This is a genomic window from Bacillus sp. ZY-1-1, from assembly GCF_003047165.1.
In the GTDB taxonomy this organism is placed as follows: Bacteria; Bacillota; Bacilli; order Bacillales; family Bacillaceae; genus Bacillus; species Bacillus velezensis.
Genome location: NZ_CP027061.1, coordinates 482,738 through 500,072 on the forward strand (window position 1 = coordinate 482,738; position 17,335 = coordinate 500,072).

Sequence of the window (17,335 nt, forward strand, 5' to 3'; positions counted from 1 at the left end):
AACATGAAAAAGCCAGGCCGTGAAAGACCTGACTTTTACCTTTTATTGCCCATTGTCGAGAAGCCGGTTGATGAAATATGCGACGCCGTTTTCATCGTTGCTTTTTGTAATATAGGTGCTTTTTTCTTTCAGTTCATCAATCGCATTGCCCATAGCGATGCGGTTTCCCGCCGCTTCAAACATGGAGAAATCATTCGGGCTGTCGCCGATGGCGTAAATATCCTGTTTTTCAATTCCGTACAGTGAGGCAAGCTCCGTCAGAGCACGTCCCTTTCCGGAACCGGCAGGGAGGATTTCGATAATGTGTTTTCCGGAAGATGTCTGGGATAATTTCCGATGATGTGTAATTTCTTCTTTGGCGTTTCTCAGTTTTTCCATATCAAAAGAGAAACAAAGAAGCTTGTAAACATGTTCGTCTCCGTTAAAAATCGCCTGTATATCCTGTACGGGTTTAATGCCGAATTGTTTGAACTGCGTCTTTGCGCCCTCCCATAATGTCTGAATATCTTCCTTAGGATTGGCGCTTTTCAGAATGTCCAGTTCTGCCTGCAGTTTGGACTCGCCGTCAAACGGGGACAGCAGATGATCATCTGTATAGACCTCAAAGTAAATGTCTTTGTCCGTTAAATAAGCGGCGATATCCTTCCCGGCCTGCTGATCCATTAAGAGCCGGCTGACGAGGCGGTATCCTTTGTCATGGACTGTCCCGCCGTTTGCCGCAATGATCGGAATATCCAAATCCTTCAAGAGCGCTTTTACATCAAACGTAGCTCTGCCCGTGCAGATGGCCACGAGAATGCCCGCTTCATCCGCTCTTTGTAAAGCCGCTCTGTTTTCCGGAGAAATCACACTGTCCGAATTCAGTAATGTGCCGTCTAAGTCAATGGCTATCAATTTCATATGTATGGATGCCCTCCTTAAAAATAAAGCTGCTTCATGTAGTATGTTCAGCTTTGTGCGAAATCAGCAGAAAGCCGTCAGTTAAAAGGCTATACCTTCATGTCCTTTTTTTCAACAGAAAAACGGCGGGATTTGCTAATCCCGCCGTGACATCTTACGCGTCTAAATCATTTTTTAATTTCGTTTTTACTTCTTGAAGGTTTTCCTCATTCAGCTTGAAGTAATAAATATTTTTGCCGTACTGAGGAGTGTAAATGTAGCTGTCTGAACCTGTCAGCTGCAAAGAATTCACCGATTTCAGCGATGTGATAAACGGGAACAGACCGATGGCGTCATTAAGAGATAAGTTCATTTTCAAGTTTTTCCCTAAGCTGTCGACGATATCGTCATAAGATGGGATCGAGCTTAACGATTTAGATTTTTTAATAATGGCGCTCAGCACTTCCATCTGTCTTTGTCCGCGCATCAGATCGGTGTCCGCTTTGCGTGTTCTTACATAAGCCAGTGCCTGCTCACCGTCAAGCGTCTGGACGCCCGGCTTCAGCACGACTTTTCCTTTAGTATCGACTTTAATGCGATCGGCAATTTTCTGGCTTTTCACATTTACCGTAACGCCGTTCAACTCATTGACGACATCGCGGAACGCGTCGAAGTTGCTCTCAACCACATAATCTACCGGAATATCAAACATGTTTTCTACTGTTTTATAAGTTAAATTATAACCGCCGTAAGCATGTGCGTGCGCGAATTTGTCATAGCCGTGTCCCGGGATGTTGACATAGGAATCCCGCGGAATGCTGAGCATCGTCGCTGTTTTCTTTTTCCGGTTGAAGGTGACGAGCACGTTGGCGTCACTTCTTGCGTCATCTACTGATTCACCCTTATTGTCACGGGCGTCTATTCCTAAAAGCAATACGGTGAAAGAATCCTTCTTCGGGTCAAATTCTTTGATCCGTTTTACGGACTGGTCGCCGCGGTCAAGGCTGACGTGCGCTTCTTTGGTCGCATTATTCAATTTCACAAATGCGTAGGTGCCGACGGAACCGGCGATCACCAATAAGAAAGCGGCGAATACCAGTACAAATTTCACCCATTTTCTGAGGCGTCTTTTCTTTTTTCTGCGTTGAGATCGTTCTTCCATATCATTACCTCTCGTTTCTATTCTTTGTGAAGCGTACCATAATTGTTGACTCGGAGCAACTCTGCAAATGAGAAAATTCTAAATCTTTCTCTCTATTTCGACAACATCTACTGTTATTTTTGCATCAGGTTCACATTATATTGGACGGCAGGAAGCGGGAAATGTTTCGTCGCTTTGTGAAAAATAATCAGTAAAATAATGGATATTAACGGTGCGGAAGGTTTGAAACGATCGGAAACAGGCAAAAGAAGCAGTAGAACAATTCCGCGCGGATACAGCGTTGGATGAAGGGAGTCTATATAACATGAAAAGCATACACTCGAATAAATGGCTCTATTTTTTCGGCGCTCTCGGGGGCGCGTTATACGGATATGATACCGGAGTCATTTCCGGAGCTATTTTATTTATGAAAAAAGAACTGGGACTGAACGCCTTTACAGAAGGCCTCGTCGTCAGTTCGTTATTGGCGGGGGCGATTCTCGGATCGGGATTCGCCGGCAAACTGACCGACCGGTTCGGCAGGCGGAAGGCCATCATGGGAGCGGCGCTGCTGTTTTGTATAGGCGGATTAGGAGTCGCTTTTGCCCCGAATACAGAGGTGATGGTTCTTTTCCGGATCATTCTCGGACTGGCTGTCGGAACATCGACAACGATCGTCCCGCTCTATTTATCGGAGCTGGCTCCGAAGCATAAACGGGGGGCGCTTTCTTCGCTGAATCAGCTGATGATTACGGTCGGAATCCTCGTTTCTTATATCGTGAACTATATATTTGCCGATGCAGGCGCTTGGCGCTGGATGCTTGGACTTGCGGTTGTGCCGTCAGTCATTCTGCTGATCGGAATCTTATTTATGCCGGAAAGCCCGCGCTGGCTGTTTACGATCGGCAAAGAAGAGAAAGCAAGAGAAATCCTTTCATCATTGCGGGGAACGAAGAATATTGATGATGAGATTGATCAGATGAAAGAAGCGGAAAAGGAAAACGAAGGCGGCTTGAAAGAATTGTTTGAGCCGTGGGTGAGACCCGCGCTGATTGCCGGCCTCGGACTTGCCTTTTTGCAGCAATTCATCGGGACAAATACAATTATTTATTACGCACCGAAAACATTTACCAGTGTCGGGTTCGGCAATTCCGCGTCTATATTGGGAACGGTCGGAATCGGCGCCGTCAATGTCATCATGACGCTTGCGGCTATTAAAGTCATTGATAAGATCGGCCGGAAGCCGCTGCTGCTGGCCGGAAATGCGGGCATGGTCATCAGTCTGCTCGTATTGGCCGCGGTCAATCTTTTCTTTGAACATTCAGCAGCCGCATCATGGACAACAGTGATTTGTTTAGGCCTGTTTATCATTGTGTTTGCGGTCAGCTGGGGGCCTGCCGTGTGGGTCATGCTTCCTGAATTATTCCCGCTGCATGTCCGGGGTATCGGGACGGGTGTCTCCACTTTGATGCTGCATGCCGGAACATTGATTGTCTCATTAACCTATCCGATGCTAATGGAAGCAGTCGGCATCAGCTATTTATTTCTCATTTATGCCGCTATCGGAATAATGGCATTCCTGTTCGTCCGGTTTAAAGTGACCGAGACGAAGGGGAAAAGCCTTGAAGAAATTGAGCAGGATCTGAAAAGCCGTAACGGAGGCTCGGGATCAGAATCAAATCGGCGGACAGTTCATCCGTAATATTCAGTTTTAGGGGGGCGGTTAATCACCGGCCCCTCAAAACGGATGCGTGCGGGCGCCCGCACGGTCACATAAATGACGGGGATATGTCATACGTTGTATAAAGTCACGATAAAGGCGGGGATGCCGGTGAAAACGAGTATTATTATCCTTACATATAATGAACTTGAGCTGACGAAAAAATGTCTGGCCAGCATTAAACGATACACCGACAAAGATAAGATTGAACTGATTATAGTTGACAACGGTTCCTCAGACGGAACGAGAGAATACATATCAAATCTGCCTGACGTCAAAGTCATCCTTAATGAAAAAAACCTCGGGTTCGCCAAGGGGTGCAACCAGGGAATCGAAGCGGCAGGGGGAGAAAATCTGCTGTTTCTGAACAACGATACGATGGTCACGAAAAATTGGCTCACCTCCATGCTGAGGGTGCTGTATCAATCTGAAAAAACCGGTATGGTCGGGCCCGTCAGCAACTATGTCAGCGGCGCGCAAATGATCCATGACGCGTATCAATCGCTTGATGAGCTGGAGTCATTCGCGGAGGCGTATTGTGCACGGGAAAAGCATCAAACAAAGCGGGTGCTGCGCCTTGTCGGCTTCTGTCTTCTGGTGAAAAAAAGCGTCATTGAAGACATCGGCCCGTTTGATGAGCAATTCGGATACGGTTCTTTTGAAGATGATGACCTATGTCTGCGCGCCCTGCAAAAAGGATACAGCCTGCACATCGCTCTCGATGCCTTTGTGCATCACCACGGGCATGCGACGTTTACGGCTAATCAGGATATCAATATCAATCAGTTATATTCGGAGAACCGCCAGCGTTTTACGGAAAAATGGGGCACTGATTTTACGTACTTTACTCATCCGAGACCGGAAATTGCGGAGCTCGTTCCCCGGGAGGCGAAACGGATACTTGATGTCGGCTGCGGTGCGGGAGCTACGGGGCTGGAACTTCAAAACAGACAGCCTTGCGAACTGTACGGAATAGAACTGCACCCGCTGGCGGCGCAAGCGGCAAAAGGACATTATGAAGCGGTGCTGCAGGAAGATGTCGAAAAAGTGAAGCTGCCTTATCCGGAAGGCTTTTTTGATTGCATCATTTTCGCGGACATCCTTGAGCACTTAAAAGACCCGTGGCGCGTCATTGAAACGTACTCATCCTATTTGTCGCCTGCCGGATCAATCGTTTGCAGCATTCCGAATATTTCCCACGCCGAAGCGCTGTTCCCGCTTCTGCTCGGGGACTGGACATACAGAGACGCCGGGATTCTCGACCGCACCCACTTGCGGTTTTTTACGCCGCAGACGGTGCGCACGCTCTTTCCGGAAGAGACATTTGACGTGAAAAAGCAGTCCTATACGTATGTTCACGTGGATGAGCGGGTGCAGCTGTTTTTACAGGAAATCACACGAATGGCGCAATCGATGCAATTTCCGGTGACACAGCTGCCCGAACAAAGCCGGATTTATCAGATTCTCCTTCGTGTCGAAAAAACACGCTGAAGGCTACCGCCCCATCGTTCCGAAGTTGGTAATCTGAATGGAAACATCATAGTCAAAGGCCGCTTCGGAGAAGGTTTCATCCCAGTGATGCTTCACTTTCTTCCAATAGTCGGGATATTGAATGCGGACTCTGTCAGAAAAGAAGACAGGGTCCGTTTCATATTGATTCTGCAGCTTATCGATGACTTCTTTCATATCGCTTTTCAGTTTTTTTTCGAAAATCTTTTCCAGCCCGTTTAAATAGTGCTGATCGAATGAATCTTCTCCGGCATATTGATCCTCTGACAAAAGTCCTTTTGTTTTCACCGCTACGTGAAATGACAGCTTCCCGTTTTTCAGCAGGGGGGTGATGGAGGATGTTGATTTTTTGATCTCGAAGGTAATCGGGTGCCCTCCTTTATCCAAAGCGGGCAGCACGCCGCCCTGTATCGTCCCCGTCAGCCAATTTAGGCTTTGTACTTCGTATGATGACAGAAAGCCTGCCAATCTGTTTTGTTTTCCGTTTTTGATAATGGCCGCTCCGTCATACACCGTTTTTCCTTTTTGATTGCTGACGGCCTGAATGAGAAAACTGAGTTTATTATGGCAGTAAATCGAAGCTCTCCCGATTCGGAGCGGTTTTAAAATCTTCCCGTTGTAGCCGCCGTTGTTCGTAAGGTCGATCAGCTTTTCCGCGGGCATGGGCTGCTGCTGATTCGGCGTCGGCTCTGTCAGAATATCGGACGCTTTGCCTCTTGCCGCGAAGAGATAGCTGCTCCGCCTTAATTCATCATCACGGATAAAATGGTTCATCATCTGCAGTATATTTTGGTCGGCCAGCAATTTGTCGCTGAATATCAGCACTTTTAAATGATCGCTGTAAACGGGCGGATCTTTTAAAGCGACTTCACTGACGGCTTCAAGAATGGTATCCCCCCGCGACGTCACATTGACAAACACGGGCCGGCCGGAAGCCTGGCTGTTTTCACTTTGGGGCAGCAGATTTTGATAGGTTAATTTATATCGGCGGTCACTCGTCTCGTCTATCGCCAGCCCCCGGGCGAAAGATAGCTTTTCGACTTCCTTCGCATCCCAGCACCCTGAAAGCGTCATCAGTATGAAAAGCGCCGCCGCCCATTTTACGAAATGTGTCATGACGTCTGTTTCCTCCCGGCTATTTTTTTCATCCAGCTGACAAACCAGATGAGAAAAGGAATCATAATGACGGCAAAAAACGCATATCCGAGAATATTCGCGAATGCAAACACACTGTTGATATCATCGGGGTACATTGAAAGGCCGAATGTCACTGCCAATAAGCCCCCCAGCAGCCAGGCATTGTTTTTATTTTTCAGTCTGAAAATGGTGTTTAATCCGAGATGCGCTCCTTTAAAAGAACCGAGCATACAGGTGAACTGCTGGCAAGTCCACGTAATTAAAAGAAAGATATCAAACCTTTCGATGAAAATACCGCGGATTTCCAAGGCGTGAATCAGGGAAATGGTCGGATATGTCACCGTTTTGGCTTCAGCGATCGACATACAGCCGATTACGACAAGCAGCGTAAAGCTGTAAAATAAGCCTGCGCATGCGATGCCGAAGACGGCAGCCTTTTTCGCCTGCTTCGGATTTTTCATAAACGGCACCAGATAAAGAATCACCTCAAGTCCTGAAAAATACAGAAGGGTACGCGGAAACAGCTCAAAAAAGCTTTTGTAGCCTCCTTCCATGACCGGGCGGATGAAATCCAGTTTAAACAGTCTCAGGCTGAATATGAGCAGCGTAATCAGAATGACGATCGCAATCGGAAAGAGATAAGCATAGAGTTTTGAAATGGGATACACCCCGCCGGTCACATGGTAGATGCCGACCGCCAGAAAGATGAATATGACGACACCCATCGGCGTATTTTTCAGTAAAAAGTAATTGATGACCTCACCGAGAAAACGGGCTTGAAAACAGACGGTGACGACAAAATAACAGCTGATGAATAAATTCAGAAGAGAACCGATGGCGCGTCCCATAATGCTTTGATTCAGCTCATAAATGGTTTCCCCGCTGTTTTTCTGCAAAAATGGCATAAAGAGCAGGACGATGCCGATAAACACGAGACTCTGCACAAGAATAATGATCCATCCGCTCGGACTGTCCGCTGCTGCGGCGGAGCGCGGCAGTGTTAACACGCCCGCTCCGATCATTGTTCCGCTTACCATGAGAAGTGTCTGCATAAACGACAGCTTGTCTTCCGGTTTTTTCATGGTGATCACCTTTGCTTGATTTTATCTTTCGTCTCTTTTCTGGTCGGCCGTTTTTTCAAAAGAGGCGTCGGCAGTCTGACGATCGTATCTTTTAAGTCCTGTCCCGGCTGCGCCATGATCGGAATAAGATAGTCCTGGCCGAAGCTTTTCAGGCGCATCAGATGGCCGACGACAAGCAGATAACACATGATCAGTCCGTATAAACCTAATATCGCCGACAAAATCATCGAAAAAATACGGATGAGTCTCAGCGGAAAATTGAACGCATAGGAGGGCGCCGTAAAAGAAGCCAATGCCGTAACGGATACGATAATGACCATCATCGCGCTGACGATGTTCGCCTGAACGGCGGCCTGCCCGATCACCACGCCCCCGATCAGGCCGATCGTCTGTCCGATCGGCTTCGGCAGCCTGAGTCCGGCTTCTCTGATCATCTCAATCGTAAAAATCATAATAAACGCTTCAACAAAAGGGGGAAACGGAACATTCAATCTGCTTCCGGCAATCGTCACCGCCATTCTCGTCGGCAAAAGCCCCGTGTGAAACGTAACGAGCGATATGTAAAGGCCGGGTAAATAAATCGTGATTAAAATGCATGTATACCGAAGCAGCCTGAGAAAGTTAACCGGAACCCACCGCTGATTATAATCGTCAGGTGAGTGGATAAATTCATCAATGGTAGCCGGCACCAAAAGGGTAAAAGGCGTTCCGTCTACAAGAATGGAGACCCTTCCTTCCAAAAGAGCGCCCATAACCCGGTCGGGCCGTTCGGTCGTCAAGACGGTCGGGAAAATGGAATACGTGTTATCTTCAATAAGCTGCTCGATCGTTCCTGATTCCGGAATGTCATCAATGGTGATCGAATCCAGTCTTTTCATCACTTCTTTTACAACATCATCAGGCGCAATATCCCGAATGTAGGCAACGGCGATCCGCTTTTTTGTCCGTTCGCCGAGTGTGATCTCTTTGATCTGGAGGTTGGGATCACCGGACTGCTCGCGCAAAAGCGCCGTGTTCGTTCGGAGCTTTTCGACAAAACCTATTCTCGGCCCCCGTTCAAGCACTTCTGAAGCCGGTTCTTCAATATCACGCATTTTAAATGTTTCCGTCTCAAACGAAAGGGCTTCCTCCCATCCCTCCGCCAGCAAAACCGATTTGCCGGAAAAAATGTCTGCCTCCGCGTCCTTAAGTGAAGAAAGCCGGGTGTGACGATAGCCGAAAGAGATGGATGACGGCGGTATTTCAGCCGGTTCCTCTTGATGCCGGGCGGCCGCCTGCACGGGCGAAATAATATATTCCGCAAGCAATTGATTCTCGGTCAGTCCGTCTATATATATAAGACAGGCGTCACATTTGCCGTTTCCGTACGTAAACGAATAAAACATCATGTCATCGCTTTGGCCGATCCGTTTTTTCAGCGCTTCAAGGTTTTTGCCGAGCTCCGCATGTATCGTCATAATGTTCCCCCCTTTCCATCAGTTATTTTAATTTGCGACAAACAAGGCATTTTATTCTGGAATAGGAAATGACTGAGCATTCCGCCCCATCCGAATGGTATAATGAGCAGGTCAGCCATTTTATACATATTGTTTTTAACCGCGGCTCCCTCCGTGTTTTAAAAAAGACACAGGGGGAATGGGATATGAGCCGCTTTTTAAGGGGAGGGGAACGAACATGACGCAAGAGCCGATTTTTCTACAGCCTGTATGTAAAGAAAAAATATGGGGCGGCACGTTATTACGCGAACGATTCGGATATGACATACCTTCAGAAACAACCGGCGAATGCTGGGCGATATCAGCCCATCCGCACGGAATGAGCACGGTCAAAAGCGGTCCGTATCAAGGGAAAACCTTGATGGACCTGTGGGATCAGCATAGAGAGTTATTTGGCGGAACGGAAGGGGACCGGTTTCCGCTGCTGACGAAAATACTGGACGCCAAACATCATCTGTCCGTTAAAGTCCATCCTGACGATTATGACGCCGAGGAGCATGGACAGGGCGAAACGGGGAAATCTGAGTGCTGGTACATTATTGACTGTAAAGAAAATGCGGAAATCATATATGGTCATACGGCCCGTTCGAAAGCGGAACTTGTCACCATGATTAACAGCGGTGACTGGGAAGGCCTGCTGCGCCGCGTGAAGATCAAACCCGGCGATTTTTATTATGTGCCGAGCGGAACCATCCATGCCATTTGCGCCGGAGCGCTCGTGCTGGAAATACAGCAGAATTCAGACGCCGCCTACCGGATATATGATTACGGGCGTACAGATCAAAACGGCGGGGCGCGTGAGCTGCATATCCGCGATGCCGTCAACGCCGCCACCGTTCCTCATGTGGACGGATTTTTGGATGAATCAACTGAAACGAGAAAAGGCATCACCATTAAAACCTTTGTGCAGGGAGAATATTTTTCTGTATACAAATGGGATATCAGCGGGACGGCGGAAATGACCCAGGACGCTCCGTTTATGTTATGCAGCGTCACAGAAGGAAGCGGCTCCATCATCTTTGAAGGCAAGTCCGCCAAGCTTGAAAAAGGCGCGCATTTCATACTGCCGGATCAGATGCCTGACTTTACGATAAACGGAGATTGCACGATCATCGTTTCTCATATATAAAACCAAACTTAATCCCAGCTCTGGGATTAAGTTTTTTTTATTTGGATAATTGGATGATTTCTCTCTGTAAAAATGAAGAAAGCGGGCCGATAAATAAACTAGTTTGATAGAAACCAATTGAATCAGAAAGAGGAGAAGGAATGAAAAAGAGATTCGTTGCACCTATGTTATTGTCCGCCGTTTTCCTTGTCTTTAGCACCGTTACACAGCACGCCGAGGCCGCATACAGCGACTACTCCGTTTACGAGCTGGAAACGAAGCAGCAATTTGCTTCTGAGAACGAGGCGCTTCAAGCGGCAGCGAAATTGAAAAAGGATACGGGGTGGCAGGCTGACGCAAAGAAAGCCGGAAATGCGCCGCTCACTTATCAAATCTCAGCTTCAGGCTTACACGATGAAACGGATGCTAAAACCGTGCTGAAAGATTTTACGAAGCAGACGGGCGTGGCGGGCACTTACAGCGCAAGCGGAAGCAAACAGCCGTACGTGACCGTCACATCAGGCGTTCTATCAGACGAGCGGCAGACGAAAAATCTTCTTGCCGGACTGACGAAAAAAACGGGCGTGACCGGCGCCGTCAAGCCGGCGGGGACAAAACAGCCGTATAAGCAGGTCGTGACTTCTGAGATGGCGGCCGATGCGGATGCAAAAGCACTCTCGCAAGCGTTGACGAAGCAGACGGGCGTGAAAGCGTCATACCGTCAGATCAAACGGGAAACAGCCCGGTTTCAGATCCAATCGGGAACAATCTCCGGCGATCAAAAAGCCGCTCAAATTCAAACTGATTTTCAAAAGGAAACAGGATTGCAGTCGTCGCTGAAAGTCACGGCAAAGGCCAGTCCGAATATCACCGTGACAGCCTCTGGCATTTCAAATGCAACTGATGCGGCAGGTTTAGCGAAACAGCTGCAGCAGAAAACAGGCGTCAAAGGGAACGTTCAAAAGTATGCCCAAAGCAAAACAGCAACCGTGTATAACGTGCAGTCAGGATATTTTAACGGAGTAAGCGCCGTACAAAATGCTATCACCCAAATCAAGAAGAATACGGGTGTCAGCGGAAGCTATCAAAAAGCCAGCAAGAAGAATAATTACACGGTCGCGATGAGCGGACTGACGGCTAAACAGCTGCAAAGCGTGCAAGCTTTCTTTAAAAAGAAAAAATGGCATTGCGACGCATCGCCTGTCAAAAAGACAGCATCAGTGTCCGTTTACCGGATCACGGCAGGGCAGCTTACCGCTGCCAAGGCAGAACAAACGGAGGCGTTTTTCCGCCAGCAGCATGTAAAGACGGCAAGAACAGCGGAGGGAAAAACAGCAGAAAATGAATATCAGCTGCTTTCTCAGCAGACGGCAGACCAGTCGAAGATAAAAAAAGGATTGAATCTGCTGGCGGGATATAAACTGACTGCCATTTCAAAAACGATATCCAAGCAGACGGACACAACGTACCAAGTCACAACCGAATCATTGCTTGATACGGCAAAGATCAATCAATCGCTGGATTTTTTCAAAGGGAAAAAAGTATCCGCCTCCGCACAGAAAACAGGTGAAGCGGCGTATACACAATTCAGAATTGAAACGGCACCGCTGCTTAAGAAGGAAGACATTGACCGCGTGACTGCTTTTTTCAAGCAAAACAAAGCGGCCGGCACTGTGAAGGAGACGGGGAAAACCGGCTCTGCACAATACGTCATCAAAACCGAAAAATTCAGCAGTAAAACCGTTTTAAATAAAAGCATGAGCTTTTTCAGCGCCAAACAATTACAGGCCGGCTATACGAGTGAAAGCCATCCGGTTTATGAACTCCGCATTCGCAATCAATTCACGGGAGCGCAGTCAGCGGACGCCGCCTCCCAAAAGCTGAAAAAGCTGTACGGATGGACGATGGCTATTCTGAAAATAAAAAACGGACCGCAAATCATGAACACCAATTACAACATCTCGCTGGCAGATATGGTCAAAAAACAAATGACGGTCAGCCCGCAGACTGATGCCGCGGCTTATGCATCGCTTACGTACATCAATACGGCTTCCGGAACGGTCACAGCCGACGTCCTGAACGTCCGGTCAACCCCGGAAGTCAGCTCCGGCAATATTATCGGGCAGTTGAAAAAAGGCGATAAAGTCAGCATCACAGGCCAGACAAACGGCTGGGCCAAACTCAGCATGGGCTGGAGAAACGCCAGCAGTGACGAAGTCGGGCAGTACGTCAATCCGGCTCACTTCGCACAAGACAGCAAGTATTACTTTCAATTTCTGAAGCTCTCTCAGACAGCCGGACTGAACGCATCGGAACTGAATCAAAAAGTGCTGGTCAATAAAGGAATACTGACAGGGAAAGGCCAGGCCTTTATTACAGCCGCCGGCAAATACAGCATTAATGAAGTGTATTTGATTTCGCATGCTTTGCTTGAAACGGGCAATGGCACGTCAGAGCTTGCGAACGGCATTATGTATAATGGTAAAAAGGTTTACAACATGTACGGCATCGGGGCTTATGACAGCAACCCGAATTACTACGGCGCACAATACGCGTATAAGCAAGGCTGGTTTACTCCGGAAGCCGCGATTATCGGCGGAGCCCAATTTATCGGTGCGTCTTATATTCACAATCCTTCATACGAGCAGGATACGCTGTATAAAATGAGATGGTCTCCAGCCGCGGCTCATCAGTATGCGACAGACATCGGCTGGGCGTATAAGCAGGTAAACCGCATGTACAGCTTATACTCACTGCTGGATGACTATACGCTTTACTATGATGTTCCCGTGTATATGAAAGTATAAAAAAAGGGCTGAAGTGTATGCTTCAGCCCTTTCTTCATGCAAAAAACACCCGCCTCAGATTCAGGCAGGTGCTTCAGCACAATTTTTCATTTTTGTTTCCGCAAATTTCAATAACGCTTCACTCGAATTCCCATCTGAATACATATTCCATTTGTCCGAGAACCGCTTCATTTCTTCTGCATCAAATGGCTTTTTCGTCATTTCCTCCAAAAGAGCTTCGCTGTCATGACAAGCCTTTCCGGGAATGACGGAAGTATAATTGTCGATTAAACCGCGTTGTCGATCATATTCCTCCAGATCATACGTGAAAAAGAAAATCGGTTTATTTAAGAGCGCGAATTCAAAAGGCACGGAAGAGTAATCCGTAATTAAAATATCAGCCGCTTTCAAGAGATCATGAAGACGCATGTCAGACACGTTCTTGATCAATTCGCTTTCAAACGAAGCCGAAATATGATGCAAAACGGCAGGATGAAGCTTTACAAGCAGCATATACTCTCCGTTTAACGCGTTTGTGAGCTGTTCTTCGGTGAATGGCAGCCGAAAGGACTGCATATCATAATCCCTGAATGTCGGTGCGTACAGGATGATTTTTTTCGGCCATTTGTGCTTCGGTTCGGGCTTGTGTTCTTCATAATAGACGTCAGTCAGGGGGACACCCGTTTTTAACAGCTGGCCGTCCCGTATGCCGAACGACTTTTTAAAAACGTCAGCCATCGCGTCTGAACCGACGGTGACAAAGTCAAACGAGCGGTACACTTTTTTAAAACGGCTGATATCTGATGCCGGACGGTTTTGATTCGTCACATCCTCAAGGCCGAACTTTTTCAAAGAGCCGTTCGCATGCCACACTTGAATACATGTCGTTTGCGGCCGGCGGTTTAAGACGCTTGTCATAAGGAAATAGTTATCTGTTATCACCGCTTTGCTCTTAAAAAGGATCAAAACCGCCTTCAAAAGATGCAGCGGATGTTTTTCGTTCAGATAAAAAGAGCCGAGTCCTTCCAGCTCTTTTTTCAGACTGACGGCGTGTCTCGTATACAAAACCGTCACTTCATAAGAAAGCGATTCAGCGTGCGCTTTGTAAGAACGGATGAGAGCCTGTGCATTCTCTTCGAAAGATACCAGCAGGGTCAGATGGTTCTTGGGCTTTACAGGCTTGAACAAAACGCCCAGAACAGACAGATATATAGAATAAAAAGCGGCGAATAAAGATCGCAAGTTCATAGATTACCAATCTCTTTTGCTGTTTTATTTGTTTAAAGCTGTTTCGTTTGATCTTCTGCCTGCTCGGAATACAGGCTTTTATTTGATTTATTATTTCTCAAAACGGTAAAAGCATACTTCGGAATGTTCAGCATCCTTTTCCATCTCCACGGATTCGTCACCAGTCTGTACAGCCATTCCAGATTCGTTTTGATCATCCATTCAGGGGCGCGTTTCACCGTTCCGCTGAACACATCAAAGCTTCCGCCCAAACCGATCGATACAGCCTGAGGGAAAAGATGTTTGTATTCATAAATAAATTGTTCCTGATGGGGATATCCTAAGGCGACAAACACGAGATCGGGTTTCGCCCGGGAAATCTGTTTGGCGACGAAGCGTTTATCCGCTTCATAACCGTTGCTGGCTCCGACAACCTCAATATTCGGATACTCTTTGCCGATCCGGTTCAAAACGGCGTCAAGCACGTCTTGCTTAGCTCCGTATAAAAATATTTTTTTAGACTGCCGGTTTGCGAGACCGAGCAGCGACAGAAACACATCGAATCCCGCAATTCTTGATTTCAGCGGGTGCTGCGTCAAACGTGACATTAACACGACGCCGATACCATCCGGCAGGACGAAATCCGCGGAAGAAATGACTTGATGATAACCTTTGTCTTTCGCCGCAGCGTATCCGATCTCAGGGTTGACCGTCGCAATGACGGCTCCTTGCTTTTGTGCGATATAATAAGTGTCTAAATATGAAATAAACTCCTGTAAATTTCCATTAACATAAGAAAGGTTGTGCACCATTTCAGTCTGCATCTGCCGTCCTCCTTTTTGTACGGGATTTTCTTTCATTTTTTCGTGACTTAAGCTAAGCTTTATTTTAACATAATACCTTCAGATAAACTTAACAATAGTTTTACAAAAATATAAATAAGATAACAATTTCTTTAATCAACCGCGCAAAAACCCTGCTAAACTCCTATTGCAATAACATTTGTTAATAAGTGGAATTTAACTTCGTTTTACATTAGCTTAACCTTTTCAGGGCTATGTGATATAATGAGGTTCCATGAGTACGAAATTGGCACTTTAGTGATTAAGGATACAGCTGCGCAGCATTTCAGGGCAGTTGCTTGTTATACGTATGATGATAGAAAGGAGCTTTTGTTTCATGAAGAAGGTCATTACTTACGGAACGTTTGATTTACTGCATTGGGGTCATATTAAACTGCTTGAGCGCGCAAAGCAGCTTGGAGATTACCTAGTTGTTGCCATCTCAACAGACGAGTTCAACCTGCAAAAACAAAAAAAGGCCTACCACAGCTATGAACACAGAAAGCTGATTCTGGAAACGATCCGTTATGTCGACGAAGTCATTCCGGAAAACAGCTGGGATCAAAAAGTACGTGACGTAGCGGATCACAACATCGACGTGTTCGTAATGGGAGACGATTGGGAAGGCAAATTCGATTTCCTTAAAGATCAATGCGAAGTCATCTATCTCCCTAGAACCGAAGGCATTTCCACCACACAGATTAAAAAAGAAATTGCCGGGGTGTAATTGAAACATTCGGATATACAGATGATAAAGAAGTACTCCCTCCGGATAGGGAGTACTTCTTGTAATATAAGGTTATTTTCGCTATATTTGTTATGCGCTTTTGAAAAAAAGCTAGACAATAAGAGGAGAATTTAAAGATGAATCTTAGTAACTTTTTTAAGTTGAATAAAAAAGAGTCCAAGCCGTCCATAGAAGAACGCGAATATACCATTTTAAACAAAGAAGCATTGGCGGAAGAGAAGAAGGTAGCGGTAGTCGTTCCTGTTTATAATGCAGAAGAATATGTAAGGAAAACAGTTGATTCTGTGATCCTTCAAAACATCGGCTTTCAGCATATTTCTTTAATTCTGGTAGATGATTGCTCTACCGATGATTCCAGAAACATCCTGACTGAGTACGCCGAATTGTATGAAAATATTACAGTCGTCTTTTTGAAAGACAACACGGGAACTCCGGCTTATCCGAGAAACTTGGGAATTGAGCTGGCAAATGCGAAGTACATTACATTTTTGGATGCGGATGATTGGTTTGCGCCGAACGGGGTTAAAATCTTATTCGACATGCTTGAAAGAGATCATGTAAATTATGCGGTCGGAAAAACGATCGAAATGCAGGTGAACGGTCAAAAAACGATCGGGAAACATGAGTCTTCGCTGAACAGAGCGAAGGTATCGCCTTTTTCAATCCGGCATATTTTCTATCATCTGGGCCCGCGGGCAAGAATGATGAACTTACAATTTCTAAAAGATAACGATATCAGATATCCGGAAATGAAATTTGCTGAAGATAAGCAATTTTTTATGGATGTTCTTTTGGCGTGCGGAGATATTTCAACGTCAACCGAACCGGTCTATTATCTGAACAGAATGGACAATAATGAGTCGCTGACAAAGCAGACCAATATAATGGAAAAAACCGACACGAACATAGCCGTAATGAAGTATATTCTGAACAAAAAATTAGATACTGAAAAAGAGAAGATGGCGATGAACCGCCTGATTGAATTCGATTCCATTACGCGGCTTTTCGATCGGATGCACTTCCTGAAAAGCGAAAACAAAGAAGCCTACTACAATAAATTCAATGAAATTCTGAATGTGTTAAAGAAGACGAAATACGATATTTCCGAGACATTTTTTCATCCGATTCATAAAACAGCCTACCGTCTGCTGACTCAAAAACGGTATGATGAGGTCGAAAAGCTGTTCCGCTGGTCCAAAAAAGAGCCCGATAAAAACATCGTGACGAAAGACGGACTGGCTTATTTAGAAAGCCCGCTGACGGATGAAGAAAATAAACTGGTCGAACTTCGCATGCACGGAGAAACGGAAAGCGCGGTGTTCGCCGATCATAAATTCACCGTTACGTTCCGCTTGTTCGGACAGGACAGAAATAATGCCCAATATATTCAGTTTCAGCACAGAGATAACATGAAAGTACACCACCAGTTTCCGGTTCAGTCACTGGGAGACGGGCGGTACGTCCTTGAAATCCCGTTAAGTGACATTGAAAAAGTCGGACTTGGCGGTTATATTATGTATGTCATTTATAACGATTATGAACGTGTCATGTTAAACAGAGAAGACGGTGAAAAGGTGACGGCAGAAGCGAACGGACTGCAATATCAATTCTACCGGACGGTGAAGGAGAACCTTTCACTGAAAGTAACAAAATGATGATT

The 17,335-nt window shown here is 46.3% G+C and carries 13 protein-coding genes; 6 read left to right on the forward strand and 7 right to left on the reverse strand.

What is annotated here, in order from left to right:
* Window positions 1-42 precede the first annotated feature (42 nt).
* Together C5I45_RS02535 and C5I45_RS02540 are read right to left on the reverse strand one after the other, a co-directional pair.
* Window positions 43-900, reverse strand: a complete 858-nt coding sequence (locus C5I45_RS02535) for a Cof-type HAD-IIB family hydrolase (protein ID WP_003151347.1) — start codon at window positions 898-900, stop codon at window positions 43-45.
* A 154-nt stretch (window positions 901-1,054) separates the two neighbouring features.
* Complete coding sequence (locus tag C5I45_RS02540) at window positions 1,055-2,041, reverse strand: LCP family protein (protein ID WP_003151348.1); 987 nt, start codon at window positions 2,039-2,041, stop codon at window positions 1,055-1,057.
* Window positions 2,042-2,345: 304 nt separating this feature from the next.
* On the opposite strand from C5I45_RS02540, the gene C5I45_RS02545 reads away from it, so the two are divergent.
* Both C5I45_RS02545 and C5I45_RS02550 read left to right on the forward strand, forming a co-directional pair.
* Complete coding sequence (locus tag C5I45_RS02545; RefSeq protein ID WP_014305946.1) at window positions 2,346-3,722, forward strand: sugar porter family MFS transporter; 1,377 nt, start codon at window positions 2,346-2,348, stop codon at window positions 3,720-3,722.
* Between the two features lie 96 nt (window positions 3,723-3,818).
* Window positions 3,819-5,231 carry a bifunctional glycosyltransferase family 2 protein/class I SAM-dependent methyltransferase gene (locus tag C5I45_RS02550; protein WP_003151350.1) on the forward strand — a complete coding sequence of 471 codons (1,413 nt, stop codon included), beginning with the start codon at window positions 3,819-3,821 and terminating at the stop codon, window positions 5,229-5,231.
* 3 nt (window positions 5,232-5,234) lie between these two features.
* On the opposite strand, the gene C5I45_RS02555 is transcribed toward C5I45_RS02550, so the two are convergent.
* Genes C5I45_RS02555 through C5I45_RS02565 form a run of 3 tightly spaced genes read right to left on the reverse strand, consistent with a single transcriptional unit; the run spans window position 5,235 to window position 8,925 of the window.
* Window positions 5,235-6,365, reverse strand: a complete 1,131-nt coding sequence (locus tag C5I45_RS02555) for a Ger(x)C family spore germination protein (RefSeq protein ID WP_044052847.1) — start codon at window positions 6,363-6,365, stop codon at window positions 5,235-5,237.
* Window positions 6,362-7,468: a GerAB/ArcD/ProY family transporter gene (locus C5I45_RS02560; protein ID WP_014305943.1), complete on the reverse strand. Its 1,107-nt coding sequence runs from the start codon at window positions 7,466-7,468 to the stop codon at window positions 6,362-6,364. Before C5I45_RS02560 ends, C5I45_RS02555 begins: the two co-directional genes overlap by 4 nt.
* Before the next feature lie 5 nt (window positions 7,469-7,473).
* Window positions 7,474-8,925 carry a spore germination protein GerBA gene (locus tag C5I45_RS02565; protein ID WP_032857571.1) on the reverse strand — a complete coding sequence of 484 codons (1,452 nt, stop codon included), beginning with the start codon at window positions 8,923-8,925 and terminating at the stop codon, window positions 7,474-7,476.
* A gap of 217 nt (window positions 8,926-9,142) precedes the next feature.
* On the opposite strand from C5I45_RS02565, the gene manA reads away from it, so the two are divergent.
* Both manA and C5I45_RS02575 read left to right on the forward strand, forming a co-directional pair.
* The gene (gene manA, locus C5I45_RS02570) at window positions 9,143-10,093 is read left to right on the forward strand and encodes a mannose-6-phosphate isomerase, class I (RefSeq protein WP_003151356.1); all 951 of its coding nucleotides are present in this window, start codon (window positions 9,143-9,145) and stop codon (window positions 10,091-10,093) included.
* Between the two features lie 140 nt (window positions 10,094-10,233).
* A complete protein-coding gene (locus C5I45_RS02575) occupies window positions 10,234-12,879 on the forward strand; it encodes an N-acetylglucosaminidase (RefSeq protein ID WP_107994210.1) in 2,646 nt (881 codons plus the stop codon).
* Window positions 12,880-12,939: 60 nt separating this feature from the next.
* Here the strand turns inward: C5I45_RS02575 and C5I45_RS02580 are convergent, their stop codons facing one another.
* Both C5I45_RS02580 and C5I45_RS02585 read right to left on the reverse strand, forming a co-directional pair.
* The gene (locus tag C5I45_RS02580) at window positions 12,940-14,106 is read right to left on the reverse strand and encodes a CDP-glycerol--glycerophosphate glycerophosphotransferase (RefSeq protein ID WP_024085877.1); all 1,167 of its coding nucleotides are present in this window, start codon (window positions 14,104-14,106) and stop codon (window positions 12,940-12,942) included.
* A gap of 32 nt (window positions 14,107-14,138) precedes the next feature.
* The gene (locus C5I45_RS02585) at window positions 14,139-14,909 is read right to left on the reverse strand and encodes a WecB/TagA/CpsF family glycosyltransferase (protein ID WP_003151360.1); all 771 of its coding nucleotides are present in this window, start codon (window positions 14,907-14,909) and stop codon (window positions 14,139-14,141) included.
* Window positions 14,910-15,264: 355 nt separating this feature from the next.
* On the opposite strand from C5I45_RS02585, the gene tagD reads away from it, so the two are divergent.
* Together tagD and C5I45_RS02595 are read left to right on the forward strand one after the other, a co-directional pair.
* Window positions 15,265-15,654 carry a glycerol-3-phosphate cytidylyltransferase gene (gene tagD / locus C5I45_RS02590; protein ID WP_003151361.1) on the forward strand — a complete coding sequence of 130 codons (390 nt, stop codon included), beginning with the start codon at window positions 15,265-15,267 and terminating at the stop codon, window positions 15,652-15,654.
* Window positions 15,655-15,791: 137 nt separating this feature from the next.
* On the forward strand, window positions 15,792-17,330 hold the full coding sequence (locus C5I45_RS02595; RefSeq protein ID WP_014305939.1) for a glycosyltransferase family 2 protein: 1,539 nt from the start codon (window positions 15,792-15,794) through the stop codon (window positions 17,328-17,330).
* Window positions 17,331-17,335: the final 5 nt, after the last annotated feature.

Excerpts from the sequence above, each read along its gene's own strand:
- C5I45_RS02535 (WP_003151347.1), bottom strand. The coding sequence starts at position 900 with ATGAAATTGATAGCCATTGACTTAGACGGCACATTACTGAATTCGGAC.
- C5I45_RS02540 (WP_003151348.1), bottom strand. The coding sequence starts at position 2,041 with ATGGAAGAACGATCTCAACGCAGAAAAAAGAAAAGACGCCTCAGAAAA.
- C5I45_RS02545 (WP_014305946.1), top strand. The coding sequence starts at position 2,346 with ATGAAAAGCATACACTCGAATAAATGGCTCTATTTTTTCGGCGCTCTC.
- C5I45_RS02555 (WP_044052847.1), bottom strand. The coding sequence starts at position 6,365 with ATGACACATTTCGTAAAATGGGCGGCGGCGCTTTTCATACTGATGACG.
- C5I45_RS02560 (WP_014305943.1), bottom strand. The coding sequence starts at position 7,468 with ATGAAAAAACCGGAAGACAAGCTGTCGTTTATGCAGACACTTCTCATG.
- C5I45_RS02565 (WP_032857571.1), bottom strand. The coding sequence starts at position 8,925 with ATGACGATACATGCGGAGCTCGGCAAAAACCTTGAAGCGCTGAAAAAA.
- manA (WP_003151356.1), top strand. The coding sequence starts at position 9,143 with ATGACGCAAGAGCCGATTTTTCTACAGCCTGTATGTAAAGAAAAAATA.
- C5I45_RS02575 (WP_107994210.1), top strand. The coding sequence starts at position 10,234 with ATGAAAAAGAGATTCGTTGCACCTATGTTATTGTCCGCCGTTTTCCTT.
- C5I45_RS02580 (WP_024085877.1), bottom strand. The coding sequence starts at position 14,106 with ATGAACTTGCGATCTTTATTCGCCGCTTTTTATTCTATATATCTGTCT.
- C5I45_RS02585 (WP_003151360.1), bottom strand. The coding sequence starts at position 14,909 with ATGCAGACTGAAATGGTGCACAACCTTTCTTATGTTAATGGAAATTTA.
- tagD (WP_003151361.1), top strand. The coding sequence starts at position 15,265 with ATGAAGAAGGTCATTACTTACGGAACGTTTGATTTACTGCATTGGGGT.
- C5I45_RS02595 (WP_014305939.1), top strand. The coding sequence starts at position 15,792 with ATGAATCTTAGTAACTTTTTTAAGTTGAATAAAAAAGAGTCCAAGCCG.